The 17,707-nt window shown below is 36.1% G+C and carries 15 protein-coding genes; 7 read left to right on the top strand and 8 right to left on the bottom strand.

What is annotated here, in order from left to right; genetic code table 11:
• Positions 1 to 360: 360 nt before the first annotated feature.
• The 5 genes from J663_RS12710 (at position 361) to J663_RS12690 (ending at position 6,425) form a co-directional block, all read left to right on the top strand.
• Complete coding sequence (locus J663_RS12710; RefSeq protein ID WP_002113678.1) at positions 361 to 894, top strand: fimbrial protein; 534 nt, start codon at positions 361 to 363, stop codon at positions 892 to 894.
• An 87-nt stretch (positions 895 to 981) separates the two neighbouring features.
• Complete coding sequence (locus tag J663_RS12705; protein ID WP_017398844.1) at positions 982 to 1,716, top strand: molecular chaperone; 735 nt, start codon at positions 982 to 984, stop codon at positions 1,714 to 1,716.
• Between the two features lie 55 nt (positions 1,717 to 1,771).
• On the top strand, positions 1,772 to 4,333 hold the full coding sequence (locus J663_RS12700) for a fimbria/pilus outer membrane usher protein (RefSeq protein WP_033850086.1): 2,562 nt from the start codon (positions 1,772 to 1,774) through the stop codon (positions 4,331 to 4,333).
• A complete protein-coding gene (locus tag J663_RS12695) occupies positions 4,330 to 5,343 on the top strand; it encodes a fimbrial protein (RefSeq protein WP_033850084.1) in 1,014 nt (337 codons plus the stop codon). The genes J663_RS12700 and J663_RS12695 overlap by 4 nt, the downstream gene beginning before the upstream one ends.
• Positions 5,344 to 5,447: 104 nt before the next feature.
• Positions 5,448 to 6,425, top strand: coding sequence for a DUF4882 family protein (locus J663_RS12690; RefSeq protein WP_033850081.1), 978 nt, complete (start codon positions 5,448 to 5,450; stop codon positions 6,423 to 6,425).
• A gap of 57 nt (positions 6,426 to 6,482) precedes the next feature.
• On the opposite strand, the gene J663_RS12685 is transcribed toward J663_RS12690, so the two are convergent.
• Entirely contained in the window at positions 6,483 to 7,592 is a 1,110-nt protein-coding gene (locus J663_RS12685; RefSeq protein ID WP_033850079.1) for an S-(hydroxymethyl)glutathione dehydrogenase/class III alcohol dehydrogenase, read from the bottom strand.
• A 228-nt stretch (positions 7,593 to 7,820) separates the two neighbouring features.
• Positions 7,821 to 9,692, bottom strand: a complete 1,872-nt coding sequence (locus J663_RS12680; protein WP_033850078.1) for a hypothetical protein — start codon at positions 9,690 to 9,692, stop codon at positions 7,821 to 7,823.
• A gap of 183 nt (positions 9,693 to 9,875) precedes the next feature.
• Here J663_RS12680 and J663_RS12675 point away from each other — a divergent pair, with 183 nt between their 5' ends.
• Positions 9,876 to 11,033 (top strand): catalase family protein, encoded by a 1,158-nt coding sequence (locus J663_RS12675; protein WP_033850077.1) that lies wholly within the window; start codon positions 9,876 to 9,878, stop codon positions 11,031 to 11,033.
• Between the two features lie 65 nt (positions 11,034 to 11,098).
• Here J663_RS12675 and J663_RS12670 read toward each other — a convergent pair whose 3' ends face one another.
• The 3 genes from J663_RS12670 to J663_RS12660 all read right to left on the bottom strand — a co-directional run bounded on the left by J663_RS12670 (position 11,099) and on the right by J663_RS12660 (position 13,315).
• A complete protein-coding gene (locus J663_RS12670) occupies positions 11,099 to 11,404 on the bottom strand; it encodes a hypothetical protein (RefSeq protein ID WP_033850075.1) in 306 nt (101 codons plus the stop codon).
• An 832-nt stretch (positions 11,405 to 12,236) separates the two neighbouring features.
• A complete protein-coding gene (locus tag J663_RS12665) occupies positions 12,237 to 12,692 on the bottom strand; it encodes a hypothetical protein (protein ID WP_002113876.1) in 456 nt (151 codons plus the stop codon).
• Positions 12,693 to 12,880: 188 nt separating this feature from the next.
• Complete coding sequence (locus tag J663_RS12660) at positions 12,881 to 13,315, bottom strand: GFA family protein (RefSeq protein WP_081404730.1); 435 nt, start codon at positions 13,313 to 13,315, stop codon at positions 12,881 to 12,883.
• Between the two features lie 200 nt (positions 13,316 to 13,515).
• Between J663_RS12660 and J663_RS12655 the strand changes: the two genes are divergently transcribed.
• Complete coding sequence (locus J663_RS12655) at positions 13,516 to 15,105, top strand: phospholipase D family protein (protein WP_081404745.1); 1,590 nt, start codon at positions 13,516 to 13,518, stop codon at positions 15,103 to 15,105.
• Positions 15,106 to 15,122: 17 nt separating this feature from the next.
• On the opposite strand, the gene J663_RS12650 is transcribed toward J663_RS12655, so the two are convergent.
• From J663_RS12650 to adeR, 3 genes are all read right to left on the bottom strand, one after another.
• Complete coding sequence (locus J663_RS12650) at positions 15,123 to 15,710, bottom strand: uracil-DNA glycosylase family protein (RefSeq protein WP_033850071.1); 588 nt, start codon at positions 15,708 to 15,710, stop codon at positions 15,123 to 15,125.
• Positions 15,711 to 15,829: 119 nt separating this feature from the next.
• Positions 15,830 to 16,894: a two-component sensor histidine kinase AdeS gene (gene adeS, locus J663_RS12645; protein ID WP_033850069.1), complete on the bottom strand. Its 1,065-nt coding sequence runs from the start codon at positions 16,892 to 16,894 to the stop codon at positions 15,830 to 15,832.
• Positions 16,884 to 17,615 (bottom strand): efflux system response regulator transcription factor AdeR, encoded by a 732-nt coding sequence (gene adeR, locus J663_RS12640; RefSeq protein WP_033850067.1) that lies wholly within the window; start codon positions 17,613 to 17,615, stop codon positions 16,884 to 16,886. The genes adeS and adeR overlap by 11 nt, the downstream gene beginning before the upstream one ends.
• Positions 17,616 to 17,707 lie beyond the last annotated feature (92 nt).

The following is a 17,707-nucleotide window of genomic DNA, read 5'->3' as shown; positions in this document are numbered from 1 at the left end:
TTTTTCTGTATACATATGCACAATTTATTCTATATAATTGTATTCTATGAATTTAAGCTTATTTTTCACATAATTTGTTTAATTCTTTTTTATTTACATCGTGTTCTTATGTAATTTTCTTCTCTTTATAGCTTTTCTTTTTTATAAAATAAAAAAACTTTCATAAACAATGGTATAGGCTACTGATAGCGGCTCTACATCTCAAATAATAAATGTGATTGAATTAAAATTATGAAAAAATAATGTGATCTAGTTTGCATTTTGTTTAATAAGTGTTAAGATCGCCGCATTACTTTTCAAGATGTCAAACACTGGAAAAGTAAGGAAATAAACTTTTATCCAGACTTTTGAGAAAACACTATGAAAAAACTTGCTTTGATCGCTGCTCTTTCGGTTGTAGGGATTGCTAATGCTCAAGCTGCTGATGGTACAATTACAATTAATGGTTTAGTTACAGACAAAACTTGTGACATCGTTACCCCTGCTGGTAAAGACTTCACAGTTACTCTTCCAACTGTTTCTAAACAAACTTTAGCTGTTGCTGGGGATGTTGCTGGTCGTACTCCTTTCCAAATCAACTTAGCTAACTGTTCACAAGGTAAAGTAGCTACTTACTTCGAACCAGGTGCAACTGTTGACTTTAATACTGGTCGCTTACTTAACCAAGACGCTACTGGTGCTAAAAACGTTAACGTTCAACTTTTAGGTAGCAACAACAACTTCATCCCAGTACTTGCAGCGGGTGCAAACGGTGCTCAAGCTAACTCTCAATGGGTTGACGTAGCTGATGGCGCAGGTGCTGACCTTAACTACTACGCTGAATACTATGCAACTGGCGCTTCTACTGCTGGTAAAGTAACTACTTCTGTTCAATACACAATTATCTATCAATAATTAATTGATAGCGGGGTTTCTATGTCCGCATGGAAACCCTGTTTTGTGTAACGCTTTCCTGAATCTTTCTTGGTTGAGAACTCGAAAATGAAATTGAACAGTTATAATTTTTTGTTAGGTTTAGCATTTGCTTCAGCAGTTATTGCACCTGCTACTCAAGCAGAAATTGTAATTCATGGCACTCGTGTAATTTACCCGTCAGATGCTAGAGAAGTTACGCTACAAGTTAGCAATAACGGTTCAAAGCCAGCACTTGTCCAAGCTTGGATTGACGAAGGTGACCCAAAAAGTACACCGGACCAATCAAAAGTTCCTTTTATGATTGCTCCTCCTATTTCTCGTGTTGAAGCAACGAAAAGTCAGACTCTTCGTATTACAGCTTTACCAAATGCTTCTCAGTTAAATCAGAAGCAAGAAACAGTTCTGTGGTTGAATATTTTAGATATTCCACCAAGACCTACTTCAAAAAGTGAAGATACGACGCCTGATAATTTCTTACAACTTGCAATTCGTTCACGTATTAAATTCTTCTATCGTCCTTCATCGATTAAAGAAGATGCGAATTTAGCATCAGATAAGCTTCAATGGATTAAATCTGGTCAAAATTTAACTGTAAAAAATCCTACCCCTTTTCATATCACAATGACTTCTGTTTACCAAAAGGCAGGTGATAAAAAGGTTGATTTATTACCTCAGGGGCTAATGATTAAGCCTTTCTCTGAAGCGTCAGTTCAGCTTAAGAATGGCAACCTTCAAGATATGAGTTTTATTAACGTCAATGACTATGGTGGTCGCGTTGAGCACCCGATAAAACTTCAGTAATCAGATTTATCTTTTTAATAAATTTAAGCACCTATATGTGTAGGCGGACTTAGCTATGCCAAAAAAAAGGCAAGAATCTTATAAATTATTAAAACGCCATATTTGTTACTACTTGGCTTCTGGTGTTGTCACAATGACAATGCCCGTATTCGTGCATGCTGAAGAAACAACTACGAGTGCTCCAGTAGAGGCTGAATTTGATTCTGCTTTTTTAATTGGGGATGCTCAAAAAGTTGATATTTCTCGTTTTAAATATGGAAACCCTGTTTTACCAGGCGAATATAACGTTGACGTTTATGTAAATGGTCAATGGTTTGGCAAACGTCGTATGGTCTTTAAAGCATTAGACCCTAATAAAAATGCAGTAACGTGTTTCACAGGAACAAACCTGCTTGAGTACGGCGTTAAACAAGACATTTTGTCTAAACACACTGCCCTTCAAAAAGAAAATAATAGCTGTTATAAAATTGAAGAGTGGGTTGAAAATGCATTCTATGAATTTGATACCTCTCGTTTACGTGTAGATATTTCTATTCCGCAAGTTGCTTTGCAAAAAAATGCGCAAGGTTATGTCGACCCAAGCGTATGGGATCGCGGTATTAATGCTGGTTTTCTGTCTTATAGTGGTAGTGCATATAAAACATTTAATCAGTCTAATGATCAAAGCGAGACAACAAATGCGTTTATGGGCATTACAGCTGGTTTAAATATTGCTGGTTGGCAATTACGTCATAATGGCCAGTGGCAGTGGCAAGATACGCCTGCTGAAAATCAATCTAAATCAGATTATCAAGAAACAAGTACATACTTACAAAGAGCCTTCCCTAAATATCGTGGTGTTTTAACGCTAGGTGATAGTTTTACCAACGGCGAAGTATTTGACTCTATTGGTTATCGCGGTATTGATTTTTCAAGCGATGACCGCATGCTACCAAATAGTATGTTGGGCTATGCTCCTCGTATTCGTGGTAACGCAAAAACCAATGCAAAAGTTGAAGTTCGTCAACAAGGCCAACTTATCTATCAAACAACTGTTGCACCAGGTAACTTTGAGATTAATGACCTTTACCCTACTGGTTTTGGTGGGGAAATTGAAGTTTCTATTATTGAAGCAAATGGTCAAGTACAAAAATTTTCGGTTCCATATGCTTCAGTTGTACAAATGTTGCGTCCAGGTGTAAACCGTTATTCTTTAACTGTAGGTCAGTTCCGAGATCAAGATATTGACCTTAATCCTTGGGTAGTTCAGGGTAAATACCAACAAGGTATTAACAACTATCTAACAGGTTATACAGGCATACAAGCTACAGAAAATTATGCTGCTGTATTGTTAGGTGCTGCTTTTGCTACACCAATTGGTGCTGTTGCATTAGATATGACCCACTCTGAAGCTGACTTTGAAAAACAGTCATCACAATCTGGGCAAAGTTTCCGTTTAAGCTATAGTAAGTTAATTTCTCCGACTAACACAAACTTAACTCTTGCTGCATATCGTTACTCGACAGAAAACTTCTATAAATTACGTGATGCTCTACTTATTCGCGATTTAGAAGAAAAAGGCGTAAACACTTATGCAGCTGCTGGTCACCAGCGTAGTGAATTCCAAATTACTTTAAACCAAGGCCTTCCTGAAGGTTGGGGTAACTTCTATGTAGTGGGTTCGTGGGTTGACTATTGGAACCGTAGCGAAAGTACTAAGCAGTACCAAATTGGTTATAGCAATAACTACCATGGTTTAACTTATGGTTTATCTGCCATTAACCGTAAGGTTGAGTACGGTTCAAATGATGCGACGCATGATACTGAATATTTAATGACGCTTTCATTCCCAATTAACTTTAAGAAGAATTCAGTCAACGTCAACGTTACTGCTTCTGAAGACAGCCGTACTGTTGGCGCAAGCGGAATGGTTGGCGATCGCTTTAGTTATGGTGCCTCTGTTTCACATCAAGACTATGCAAACCCAACATTTAACGCTAATGGTCGTTATCGTACGAACTATGCAACTGTTGGTGGTTCTTATAGTATTGCTGACTCTTACCAACAAGCAATGGTTAGCTTAAGTGGTAGTGTGGTTGCACATTCAGATGGTATTTTATTTGGACCTGAGCAAGGCCAAACAATGGTACTTGTGCATGCACCTGATGCAGCTGGGGCAAAAGTGAATAATACCGTTGGTTTAAGCGTAAATACGGCTGGTTATGCGGTTATCCCGTATGTAACACCTTATCGCCTAAACGATATTACGCTTGACCCACAAGAAATGTCGAGCCAAGTAGAGCTTGAAGAAACAAGTCAACGTATCGCACCTTTTGCTGGTGCAATTGCGAAAGTAGATTTTGCGACTAAGACAGGTTATGCAGTCTACATTAATAGTAAAACTGCTGATGGCAACAGTTTACCGTTTGGCGCTCAAGTCTTTAATCAAAAAGATGAAGCTGTAGGTATTGTTGCACAAGGTAGTATGATTTACTTACGTACCCCACTTGCTCAAGATCGTCTCTATGTAAAATGGGGCGACGAAAGCAATGAACGTTGTTCGGTTGAGTACAACATTAGTAATCAGTTGCAAAATAAGCAACAAAGCATGGTAATGACTGAGGCTGTCTGCAAATGAAAAAATTACTCTTAAACAGTGCATTAGTTGCAGTAGGTTTTTGTATTAATACGGCGACTCAAGCTGCGTGTTCAACTAGTTCGGGCTTCAAAACAATTGATGTTCCTATGAGGGTTGGACGAGTTGTAGTTCGACCAAGCGACCCTGTGGGTAAAGTTTTAGTTAAATCACTTTTTGAGATCAGACCAGATTCTTATACCTACTATACCTGTAGTCTTTCCGATATGTTGACGGCACAGTTATTACAAAATTACCCAATTAGTTCACTTGGGGATAGCATCTATTCAACAAATATCCCAGGAATTGGTATTCGTCTCTATCGTGAAGCATTTAATGCTGGAAATTTCTCTGGTTACTACCCTTATACTCGTCGTGTCCCAAGCAGTCGCTTTTATCTTGCAGAAGGTTATTTCGTTGTAGAAATTGTGAAAACAGCTGAAAGTACTGGAGCTGGAACTTTAGTTCCTGGTGTTTATAGTAGTTATTATGCTGGAAACCGAAGTGATCGTCCATTCTTAACCAGTACCGTATATGGCAACGCAATTACTATCGCTTCGTCTTCTTGTGAATGGCGTGGTGCTATTAATAAACAGGTACAACTGCCAACGGTTACAAAGGCAGGGTTTAAAGGTGTTGGTTCAACTCAAGGAGATCAACCCTTCGAACTCAATATTCTGTGTAATGGCGGTATAAACCCAACGGGTTATGAAGAAAAAAACCTTATTAGCTTGAGTTTTGATTATCAACAAGACGGCACTAATACTCAAGTTTTAAAAAATCTTGAACCAAATGCAACTAAAGCAAATGGTGTTGGAGTTCAACTTGTATGGAATTATCAAAATAAGAATCAGGTTATTGGTGTAGGTAATAAACTAGAATTGGGAACCGTACAATCAAATCAAACCATTCAATATGATGTTCCTTTAACAGCTCGATACTATCAAACTGCAGCAAATGTTACGCCTGGTAAAGTTCGTGCAATGGCCACTGTAACTATTGAATATGATTAATCATATTCAATAGTTTATAAACATAATAATTTTAAATATTAATAATAAATTTTACTTTATCAATACTTTATAAAAAGTTAATACTTAATTTGATAGGAATATTTATGAAAAAAATAGGTATAGTTACTCTTAGTGCAATTACATTATGTTGGGCTATATATGATGTATATCCTGATAATACCAATACAGTAACACATAATGATTCAAGCAAAAAAGCCGGATCTAAAAACTTTTCATCAACTGCAAAGAATGAAAAATTAGCGTCTCAAACCCTCTTGGCCCAAACTACCTCCCTTAATTCTTCTGCCCCAGTCTGCCAATACAATTTTGATGCAACTCAAGAAGATTATGATCTTTGGAATAATGAACACTCTGATTATTGGTCTATGAAAAAATTCCCATTGATAATTGGCCAAAAATTTAGTCTTAAAGTGGATCAGCCTATACCAGAAAATGAATATGGTATTGTAGAGTATGTAGCTAAAAGTAAAGCTAGTCTTTATTCATCCAATAACATTGGAGATTTCATATTACCTCACACAGGTATTATTGCATTTGAAATAGAGCTTAAGCTTCCAATCTCAGCTATTGGAAACTCATCATTTGGTAATTCTGCTTATTACTTCTCTGCCATTGGTTTTAATGGCGTAACAAATAATGGCTATACAGTTAGATCCAACTATTGGTTTGATATGGGCACTTATGATCCAGATTTTGGTGAGAATCCTGCTAAATTAAGCTATAATATAGCTTACCGGCTTAGAGATAATAGCGGACCCGACCATCCATACTATAAAGGCCAGAAGCTGACAAATAATGCAAATGGATACCAAAGATTAGGTATCTATATTAATCAGAACATTAAGCAAGTTGGCTTTATTATAAATGGTGTTGATCAGGGATATAAATCTACTTTACCCGCTCCACTTGAGAATATAAGCTTTTCTGCTTCAAGTGCTATATCAATAGATGCTGAACAATTATTTGGGCAAGAGTTGTCTAGTGAACTTATTACTGACCGTAATGCGCTACAGTTTAGTTACCCTCAAGGCACAACAGATATGTGTGGTAATGCCATTTAAGATATAAAACTATAAGTGGTAAAAAAGGGCTGAATCACAGCCCTTTTTTTCTTTTATTTAGAAATGAATGACAGTACGAATTGATTTACCTTCATGCATTAAATCAAAAGCAGTATTAATGTCTTGTAGAGGCATAGTATGAGTCACAAAAGGTTCAAGTTGAATCTCACCTTTCATAGCATCTTCGACCATTTTAGGAAGTTGTGAACGGCCTTTTACTCCACCAAAAGCAGTACCCAACCATTTACGGCCCGTCACTAACTGGAATGGGCGTGTCGAAATTTCTTGACCAGCACCAGCAACACCAATAATGACGGATTGTCCCCAACCACGATGTGCACACTCTAAAGCTGAGCGCATAACATTGACGTTACCAATACATTCAAATGAATGATCTACGCCCCAGCCTGTCATTTCTACAATGACTTGTTGAATTGGTTTATCGTAATCTTTGGGGTTTAAGAAATCTGTAGCGCCAAATTGCTTAGCAAGTTCAAATTTATCTGGGTTGGTGTCTACTACAATAATTTGCCCAGCTTTCGCTTGACGTGCGCCTTGTACAACAGCTAAACCAATACCGCCTAAACCAAATACGGCAACAGAATCACCTTCTTGTACTTTTGCTGTGTTATGCACGGCGCCAATACCAGTAGTCACCCCACATCCCAGTAAACAAACTTGTTCGTGATTCGCTTCAGGATTGATTTTTGCTAATGATACCTCTGCAACTACCGTATATTCACTAAAGGTTGAACAACCCATGTAGTGATAAATTGGTTCGCCGTTATATGAAAAACGTGTGGTTCCATCCGGCATTACACCTTTACCTTGAGTAGCACGTACCGCAACACATAAGTTAGTTTTTCCAGATTTACAGAATAAGCATTCTTTACATTCAGCTGTATAAAGTGGAATCACATGGTCACCAGGTTTAACGCTTGTTACGCCCTCACCCACTTCAACCACAACACCTGCGCCTTCATGACCTAAGATGGCAGGAAAAACACCCTCTGGGTCATCGCCAGATAATGTAAAAGCATCGGTATGACATACCCCTGTATGGGTAATTTTTATTAAAACTTCACCCGCTTGAGGTGGTGCAACATCAACTTCAACAATCTCTAAAGGTTTTCCTGGGGCAAAGGCGACAGCTGCACGAGATTTCATCTTTGGGTTTCCTTTAAATCATTCGGTATTTATAGTCGAGCAAAATAGATTATATATTGATAATATAAGAGCTTAATTTTGCTTAAATTAAAATTGGCTTTCATGACAATCTATCACAGCATAGCCAGTCAAATACATCTAAGCAAGCCTACATTTAAAAAAGAGGAAAACCTCTTAGTTGAAGAGGTTTCTTATCAAATCATTAGCTTATAAGCAGCTTGTTTTTACTTAGAGGTAAATATCTGGTGGATATGGTGTGTTATCACTAATTGGAGAATAAAGCGTATTTTCAACAAAGAAGCCATTTGGGGCTTGAGTGGTATCAATCGTAATTGAATCAAACATAACTTGTGGATATGCCCAGATAAATTGCTTCATTAACCCTAAAGAAACATTGTTTTTCATGTCACCAAAAATTCGTTGCCAAATGGGTGTTCGATATGGCTTGGTTTTTTCAAAACCATAGATATAAGCAATAGAGGCATCGGGAACAAAACCAGACAAATAAATGACTTTATTGGCAGGATAGCCTAGCCCTTGTATAGGTATTTGGGAAACTGCCTGATGTGCCAAGTCTAAGCGAGCTTCTAGCAACCAGTCATAAGCTTCTGTCATCATGTAATCAAAATTAGGATATGAGTAGTGCTGGCTTGGATAGTTAATATAAGTAGCTAAAGTCTGAATTGGGGACTGAATGGAAGGAAAGAAAATGAGCGGACTAACTTTGGCACTGGAATATTTTGCTTTGATCACGGTACGAATATTTTGACAGGTTTGACCTAATTTATTTCTAAGCCATGTTTTAAACTCATCATATGGCGTTCCTGTTTTATTCATTGCCTCATAAATAGTACCTAAATCTGGTGCATATAATCCTGTATCTGCATTAAAAGCCAATTTTGTTGGGTAGTCATACACACAAGGTAGATTGGTGTCAGTGTTATACCACCACCAAGGTTCACCGATCTGCATATTTACATCGCATCCACCCACTACCATTGCATCAGCAAACTCAATAAAGACTTTATGTAGATATGCCAAAGCATTCTGATGACTTAAACTAAAAAAATAGCTCGGTGGTTGGTAGCCTGTTTTACCTAAATTACTGTTCCAGTCACGCTGTGCCCAATATTCATTGGCCCCCAAGGAATACATTTCAAAACTGACCCCAAAAATGGGTTGTAAACTGACGTTATGTAAAGCCTGGGCATATTTCTCATGCCATTTACGAGTGCATGAGTTAACGACCGCCTCGCCTGTCACCAACGTATCAGATATTTGCCATTTATTAATATCGCTTTTCCATGTCATTTCTGGATAATGCGACATTCCACAATAGTGGTTAACGAAACCCTGGTATCCTAAAGCGACCATATTGTTGACTAGGCGCTGCGGGTTTAAGTCATAATGGTCGTCATAGCTGGTGCAGATGCCATAATTGTGCTGTGGCACAACTACACGGCTCAAATTTAACTTTGCATTTGTTCCAGTTACAACTGAGTTAGTGAGGCGAATGTAGCCATCTTTTGGTTGACTTAAAGGTATAGCGGTTTGACCATTATAGTCACTGGTAAAGCCAGAAAATGAGATTCGCTGAATATTGGTTACCGGAAAGCTATCTGTAGCAGAGAAGCCTGCTTTTACTGTATCCCAATTAATACGAATATGCGCCGTTCGCGAGGAAGGATTATTTGCGTAATTAAATAGAACAATATATGCAATTTTATTTACGCCATTTTCATTATAGTACACCGTTAAAGTGGGCGTTAAACTTGGATTGTTAAGCACTGGCATCGTGGCAGATAGCTCAATATCGAAGTCCCAAACCACCCCTGCGTAGCTATATTTGGTTTGATACGCTAAAAATTTATGATCTTTATTGTCATAAGAATCCCAAGTAATTCCTACCAAATCATTTGTCATACGTGATCTAAAAGATGCTTCAAAACCATTTCCATAGTTCGTAATGGCGAAAGACATCGTTTGCGGGCCGTCTATTCTCCAATAAATAGGGCTAAACCGATCAATAAGTGTATTCTGAGTGATTGGGCGAGGTGATGTATTAGTATTATTTTGTACATTCTGTGAGTTATTTATCATGTCTACATTCTCTTAATGTATTAAGAGGTTTTATATTAAATAATAATTCCTATTTTATTGTTCAGATAAGTAACAATGACGTTTAAATTATTTACAGTTTATATTTTTCATAAAGTTCAAAATAAAATTAAACATGAAATCTTAATATTATCCTAAAATATTTTTACACTGAGGAGTTAATAAATGGAAACTTTTATACAGCCTATAAATTTTAAGGGTTTGTTTTTATTTACTCCTCTTGTATTTGCATTATCAGGTTGTACAGAAACTTTATATTCCAACACAACTTCGACCACAAAGATCTCTTCGGAAAGTAACGTTTATCCAGAGATCGACGCAGTATTAGGAGAAAAGTTACAGCCTAACGAAGAGTTGCTCGCTCAAAACATAGCTCAAGTTATTGAAAAATCGATTCGGGAACAGTATACGGCAGGAAATGCTTTACGTGATGCACATCCTAAGGCGCATGGATGTGTTCGTGCCGATTTTCATGTGTCAAAAAATATACCTGTCCAGTTTGCTAAAGGGATGTTTATTCCAGATCGAAGTTATCAAGCCTGGATTCGTTTTTCTAATGCTTCAAATGATGCCTCTAATGCCGACATTAAAAAAGATGCACGTGGCATCGCAATAAAAATTTTAGGTGTGTCTGGACAGAAAATTTTAGAAAGTGAAAAGCAAGCAACCACTCAAGATTTTATTATGATTAATCATCCAGTCTTTTTTGCGAATGATGCTAAACGATATCTTTCTTTTATGAATGACGTGAATAGCCATAATATGGTCAGAAAACTTCACATTCCATTTGCGTTAGGTTTTAAAGGAACAATGAATGCTCTGGGAGCACGTAATTCACAAATTGCAAATCCATTATACGCACGTTATTGGTCTATGGTTCCCTATCAGTTAGGGCTTGGCAATGATCGACAAGCAGTTAAATATTCAGTACGTGCTTGTTCAATGCAGCCAAACAATCTACCCAAGAATCCTAGTCATGATTTTTTAAGAGAAGCTTTAAAGAAAACTTTGCAAAGTACAGATGCTTGTATGGAATTTCTTATTCAACCACGAACTTCAAATCAAATGTTGGTAGAGGACTCAATGACAGAATGGGATGAAAAAGCAGCTCCTTTCTATCAAGTAGCAACTATTCATATTCCCAAGCAGAACTTTGACACACCAGAACAAAATAAGTTTTGTGAGAATCTGTCTTTTACACCGTGGCATGCCCTACCTGAGCATAAACCATTAGGCGCAGTAAACCGAATGCGCAAAGTCATTTATGAAAACATCAGCAGAGTTCGACATGATATGAATTCAGCTCTTAGACAAGAACCTTAAATACCTTATCCATTGTGGTTTGGTGTAAAAATTTTTCTAAAGATAAGAGTTTGCAATTGTTTCTTTTAAGGGAGATTTTTGCTTGTATCGATAGTGATTCGATCAATAAAATCTGCCAACCATAAAATGAAGTCATCTTCGCTTTTATGCTTTGGAATCAAACTCATATCTAACTTAATAGGAAGTTCATTTTTTACACTAATAACAACACCTTCGAAGTTCACAAAGTTATATAAAAACTTTAGTTCAGTGCCTGCAATAGCTTTTTTTATTTCTACAATAAGATTATTTAAATTTCTAAAATGATTGTTTGAATAAGAATTTTTAATATTTTTATTAATTTTTTCTGCTAATAGTAAGTATTTTGGCATTTCTACCTCCTTATTAATTATTTGTAAAATATAAGTATAAGTTGAAAGCTATAAAAATAAGTTTTTAATTTTTATTAAATTGTTTCTGTATTTTTAATTTTAATTGATAAATTATGTGCAATATAACTGTTTTATAGATTTAAAATGTGATTTGTTTGGGATTTTATTCTGATTAAATTGGTAGGTATTCTTTAATCTTATTTAAGGGTAATTAATTAAGTTTTATATTAAATAGGCTCAATATTTAAAATTTTGAGCCTATTTAATTTTTAATATTCACTTAAGACTGAAAGTAAAAAGCTACATCTTAAGTCAATTTTGGGAAATTCTTGATTTTATGAATTTTCCCACATTTTCTGCATTCTTTAATTTCGTCATGAGTAATATCAAAGTCATATTCCCAGACATGAATACAGAAAAGCTGTCTAAGGTTGTGGAGCATAGACACCTCCTTATAAAAAACCAACTCATTAGTAAGTTCTTTATGAATGTAGTTCGCTTATTTTGATGAGTTCTCCTCTTTAGCTTTATCCTCCTTGTGTTTACAGCAATAACCGAAAACAGCCCCAGCACCAAAGAAAAACATAGCTTTGAACATACTTATCTCCAAACGATAGTTAAGTAAATTTAAAATTAACATTGAAGGTTGTATCTGTTTTTAGGCCAATGAGACTGATTATGTGCGTTATGCAAACTTTTGTGAAAAGTTATAACAATATATTTTTTATGAATAAGGTGGGTAAAATTAAAAAACCGCCCCAGTAGGCGGTTGCTGAATTTACAGCGAGATATAGAAGTGTAGTGGACGATCACTTCTATATTTTTTATGTACTTATTTTTCTTGGCTTATAATTTTATTAAAGGCATCTGATTTGAAATAATTAATGATCATCTCTCCATCATCTTGTGTAGAAGATGATACTTTGGGTGGTTCCTCATAATTAAACTTAAAGTCTGGAGGAATAAATTTTGAGATCGGAGGAAGCTTCGCCTCCCCTCCTGTCGTAATTCTTTCAATAAAACCCGCAAGCCAAAGTATATATTCGTCTTTATTTTTATATTTAGGCATAAGGCTCATGTCTAACTTAATGGCACACTCCTCTAAGGGCTTGGTTAGGCATTCCTCAAAATCTATAAAATTGTATTTAAGTTTAAATTTGGTGCCTTTAATTTCATTACGAATTACACCAACTAATTGATTTAAGTTTTCTGCCGAGCTTTCTGAAAATAAATTTTTGTCCTCAATCTTTTTATATACATTCTCAGCGATGATTAAATATTGTGGCATCTCTATTTTCTCCCTTTTATTATTAAGCTACTCACTCAGCCCTTTAAGGAAGTATGATAGATATCATGTTTTCTAATGTAATTGTTGTACTGTCAATTGTAATTAGTGTGTTTTTGTGAAACCTGCAAGCATAACTATCCGAAAAAATTAAATTTAATGCAAACTAAGTCTCATTTTTAAAAAATTCTTTAGTCAAACAATATGTTTAGTTCATTCAGAGTTGGAAGTTCATCGTAAGATTCATCTGCATCTACTGTGTTTACCCAATTCGACTTTGAAACGATACAAAAATTAAGCTTTTTTAGCACAACAATATCTTTGTCTAATAAACCTAATGGAATCCATATAAAATCAGTAGTGCCTACTAAGTTAGGTACTGGTGATCCACATTGACTGCAAAATGAAGATGTGAAGCCTGTTTCTTTTTTATAGGTGCGGACAAGTTCTAAACCTGATAACCATTCAAATTTATCCTTATTTACTAATGTTGCTGCATTTGCCCCCGTTCCAGTTTGTTTGCGGCAGAGACTACAGTGGCAATGATAGACCGTGTTTATTTCGTTAGTAACTGAAAATTTGACTTCATTGCATAGACAAGAACCCACGTGACTCATCTCAAGCATCCTTAAAAAATAATATTGAATATAGCATTAGGCATAAAAACGTTAAATTTTACTTTATATTTTTTAATGGATATATTTTCTAAGAAGTGCCAATAAATATAAGGAATTGCTAGCGTTGAGGCTTGGCAGAATGTATTTATAACGTTTAATATGAATTTTGACATATAAATTGAATATAAAAATGCTGAGATGTGTTTATCTTGGATGCGACTTTAAAAGCTTACATGATTAATCAAATCTATCAGCAGTATAGTAGTATGGCATTAAATGCTTGGGGCTTTACACATACACCTTCGTATAACGGTACATACGACCCTGATGAGAATGATATAGTGACGAATAGCTTTAATTGGTTGAATGATGAGCAAGCTACAAATAAAACAGAACAAGGACTGACTGCTTTTGTGGCATTAGATGATGCCTTTATCAGTATCGCTTCTCGTATGTATCTGATTAGAAATGCAAAAGAAAAAATCGATTTACAATATTATATTTGGACAAATGATTTTGTTGGAAACTTAATGCTGCACGAGTTACTAACGGCGGCAGATCGTGGCGTAAAAATCCGCTTACTTATTGATGATCAAAATGGAGTAAAGCTGGATGGAGTTCTTAGAAGCCTTCTCCACCACCCCAATTTTGAAATTCGATTGTTTAATCCATACAAGTTTAGATATTTAAGAATTTTAGACTATATTTTTCGGTTCAAAAAAGTAAACCATCGCATGCATAATAAGTTAATTATTGCGGATGGCGTGATTGCGGTAACAGGCGGTCGAAATATTAGTAGTGAATATTTTGACGCAAGTAGTAAATTTCAGTTTACAGATCTAGATATTTTATTTTATGGACATACCGTACAACATGCACAGTCTGTCTTTAATGATTTTTGGCAAAGTGATTTAAGTCAAAATGCTACTGAGCTGGTGGGAACATGTGCTGTTCACCATTTGCAAACGCTAAGGCAGCACTACCATGATTTAATTCATGAAAGTGAAAATCATACTCAAACCGAAGATAAGCTTTACGATGCTCAAAGCTATTTAAAAGAACTTTTAGAGCACTATCCAATCCAGTGGTCAAAAGCATATTTTGTTGCTGATTCACCTAAAAAAATCTTAAGAATGGCCTCTCAAGAAGAGATGCTTTATGGGCAAGTCTTAAAGATTATGGGTGAACCAAAGCAGCATATCGAATTAGCTTCTGCTTATTTTGTTCCTACCCAACAAGGCACTTACTATTTAAAACAACTCAAGGTACAAGGTGTTAAAGTCAGGGTTTTAACCAACTCATTTGCTGCAAATGATGTGGCAATTGTGCATGCCTTTTATAGTCAATATCGAGTTGAGATGCTCAAAAGTGGTGTAGAACTATTTGAGTTTAAGCCCTTTTTAGAACGCAGACGCAGAACTTGGTATGAAGTGGTGACTGGAAGTGTGATTCCTGCTAAAGGTAAAAATAAATCGAGCTTACATGCCAAGTTTTTTGATGTAGACGGTAAAGTATTTATTGGTTCGTTTAACTTTGATCCTCGTTCGACTTACTTAAATACTGAGGTCGGTCTGGTTATTGAGTCGAGTCAATTACAAGCGCAAATTTCGGTCATGCTCGATCAGCACTTACCTCAAGTTGCTTACCAGCTTAAGTTAAATAGTGAAGGCAAAATTGTTTGGTTAGATTATCAGTCGGATGGAAAGATTGTTGAATATGAAAAAGACCCAGATACGAGCCTTTTCCAACGTACCATGATTAAAGCTGTTTCATATTTACCAGTTGAATGGATGATGTAACAGCATTTCAAGTTTACTTATAAAATGCCTATCTCTTTAAAGAATTTTTGATAAGCCTCTGCTTTCTTCTCTAGCGCTAATGGATATGCTCTAGAAGAAGATGGTAGACGATATAAATTAATATTTCGTCCAGCAAAGTAAGTCGAGGTAGACATTCCTATAAGCGGTTTTTCGGTGTGCTCTGGTAAAACTGAAATTAAAGTATCAGTCGCTTTATCGCCTGTGGTCATAATGGTTTGACATAGAGGAATATGCTGAAGTAAAACTGCAAGATCTGTTGGTGTTACTATTTCAAGAAATTTATCTGCGGCATTCCCTTTCAACCGCTTAATTTGATAAGCGGTATCAAAGATTGCAATACCAGTTTCAATCAAGAAGTTTCGAATACGTTCTTCATTAAAATTTTTTTGGCTTTCACTTAAAAAGTAAGTTTTGTCTTGAAAAAAGATCAAACCGAAAATACGCCACATATCATTTTGGAAATTGGGATAGTAAAAATCCATCTTCCATTTATTACGTGGCGGTGGAAAACTGCCTAACATTAATAAACGGGCATTTTCAGGTAAAAATGGCTCAAGTGGATGGGTTTCTATCTCAATTATCATAAAAAATCAGTATTTACTTAAAAATTTTATAAACAAATTAACCTATTTTTTAGTTAATCACGAGTCATGAAATGCAATTTCTCTTAATTAAAGCGTTAAAGGTTGTACAAAAGCGATCATTATTGAGGAATGCTTATTTTAAAAATACTATGTGAATATTGATTTAAATAATCGACTTGACCTTTATGGGCAATGACAAGAGCTTGTACAACCGAAAGACCTAACCCAGTGCCACCTAACTCTTTATTTCTTGATTGTTCTAACCTGAAAAAAGGGTTAAATAAATCTTTGCGATGCTCAGCTGAAATGCCAGGTCCTTCATCTTCTATTTCAAGAATCCAGTTAGTTTGTTCTTGTCTCGTTGAAACAACTAACTTTCCCGGATTTGCATAACGTGTAGCGTTATCTAGTAAAGCAATTAAAATCTGTTCAATTCGCCGTTGATCACACTCAACTTTTGGCGCTTCAATATCGAAAATGACTTTAAGCTGAGCTTTTTCTAATTTTTCTTCAAACATGTGCACGACTTTGTGAGCAGTTTCATTAAAACAAATCGTTTCGAGGTTAAGTCTAAGCTGTTGGTTTTCAAAAAGACTCAATGTACGTAAATCTTCGACTAGGTTTGAAAGACCTTCTACTTGATTCAGTAAGTTTTTAAATAAAATAGGGTCAGCTTCAAAAACACCATCAATAATTCCCTGCAACCTACCTTGCAAAATGGTGACTGGCGTTCTTAACTCATGTGCAATTGCGGCATTCCAGACATGAGCATTTTCAACTGAGGTCTCTAGTTTTTGAGCCATATCATTAAAATTATCCATAAGCTCACCAATTTCAGAAGAATGATGCATTGGTTTTTCAACTCGTGCGCTTAAATCCCCATGACTAATTTTCTTAGCTGCATCGGCTAATAGATTAATAGGCACAATAAAACGTTGAGCAAGCTTGATGCCTAAAATAATTGATAATGCTGTGCCAAACAAAAGCACGGCGAATAACCATATACCATCTAGATAGTGGAAAAACTCATCACTTTCTTTCAGCTTTTCGAGAGATATAAGCCCTACTTCAATTGCAACATAGTAGGTGCCATAACCTAAAATTAGCGAACTCAGCGTAACACTTAGGCTGGTAAAGCTCAGTGCAATAATCAGTTGTTTACTAATGCCCGTTTTATTTTTCATGTGGATGATCCAACCTGTAGCCTACACCGCGAACATTAATGAGCATATTTCGTAAACCAAGATCTTCTATTTTCTTTCGTAGCTTACTGACGTGACTATCGACCGTACGTTCTAATGCATCTCGATCTGGTAGACACTGATTCATGAGTTCTGAACGGGTAAAGACTTTATGAGGATGAGGCAACATCAGTAATAAAATTTTGTACTCAGTTAGAGTTAAATTGAGTGCTTGTTTTTGATCGCCCGAATGGATATAAGCAGTATGAATTTCGGTATTCACCTCAATATTTTTATAAATCAGATTTCGGTTGGGAGTTTGCTGGTTTTGTTGAGTACGTCTTAGTACTGCTTGTACACGTGCAACCACTTCATTTGGGTTAAAGGGTTTTACGACAAAGTCGTCTGCTCCAATTCTTAAAGCCATGACTTTATCGATTTCTTGATCTAAAGCCGTAAGCATAATGACTGGTGTCGCTGCTTTTTGCCGAATTTTATTCAGTACTTCCCACCCGCTCAGTTCCGGCATTTTTATATCGAGAATCACCAGATCAATAGGTTGCGCTGCGTGTATTTCAATTGCCTGCTTACCATTCATGGCCCGTACAACACGCATACCCTCACGCTTAAGATAATGTTCAATAATATCGCCAATATCATATTCATCTTCTACAACAAGAATAAGCTTATCCTGAGAATTAAACGTAAAGGTTGACTCGAACATAGCAATAAGACGCGGGAAAAATTTGATTTATCATACGCGTATTTTTTGATAGATCTCCACACTTTTTCCACATATTCGTGATTTTGGTTACA

Origin of the sequence: Acinetobacter sp. 826659, from assembly GCF_000588515.1 — a bacterium.
Taxonomy (GTDB): domain Bacteria; phylum Pseudomonadota; class Gammaproteobacteria; order Pseudomonadales; family Moraxellaceae; genus Acinetobacter; species Acinetobacter pittii.
Note: the sequence above shows the minus strand (reverse complement) of the source record. Positions and strands in the feature narration are given on the sequence as shown.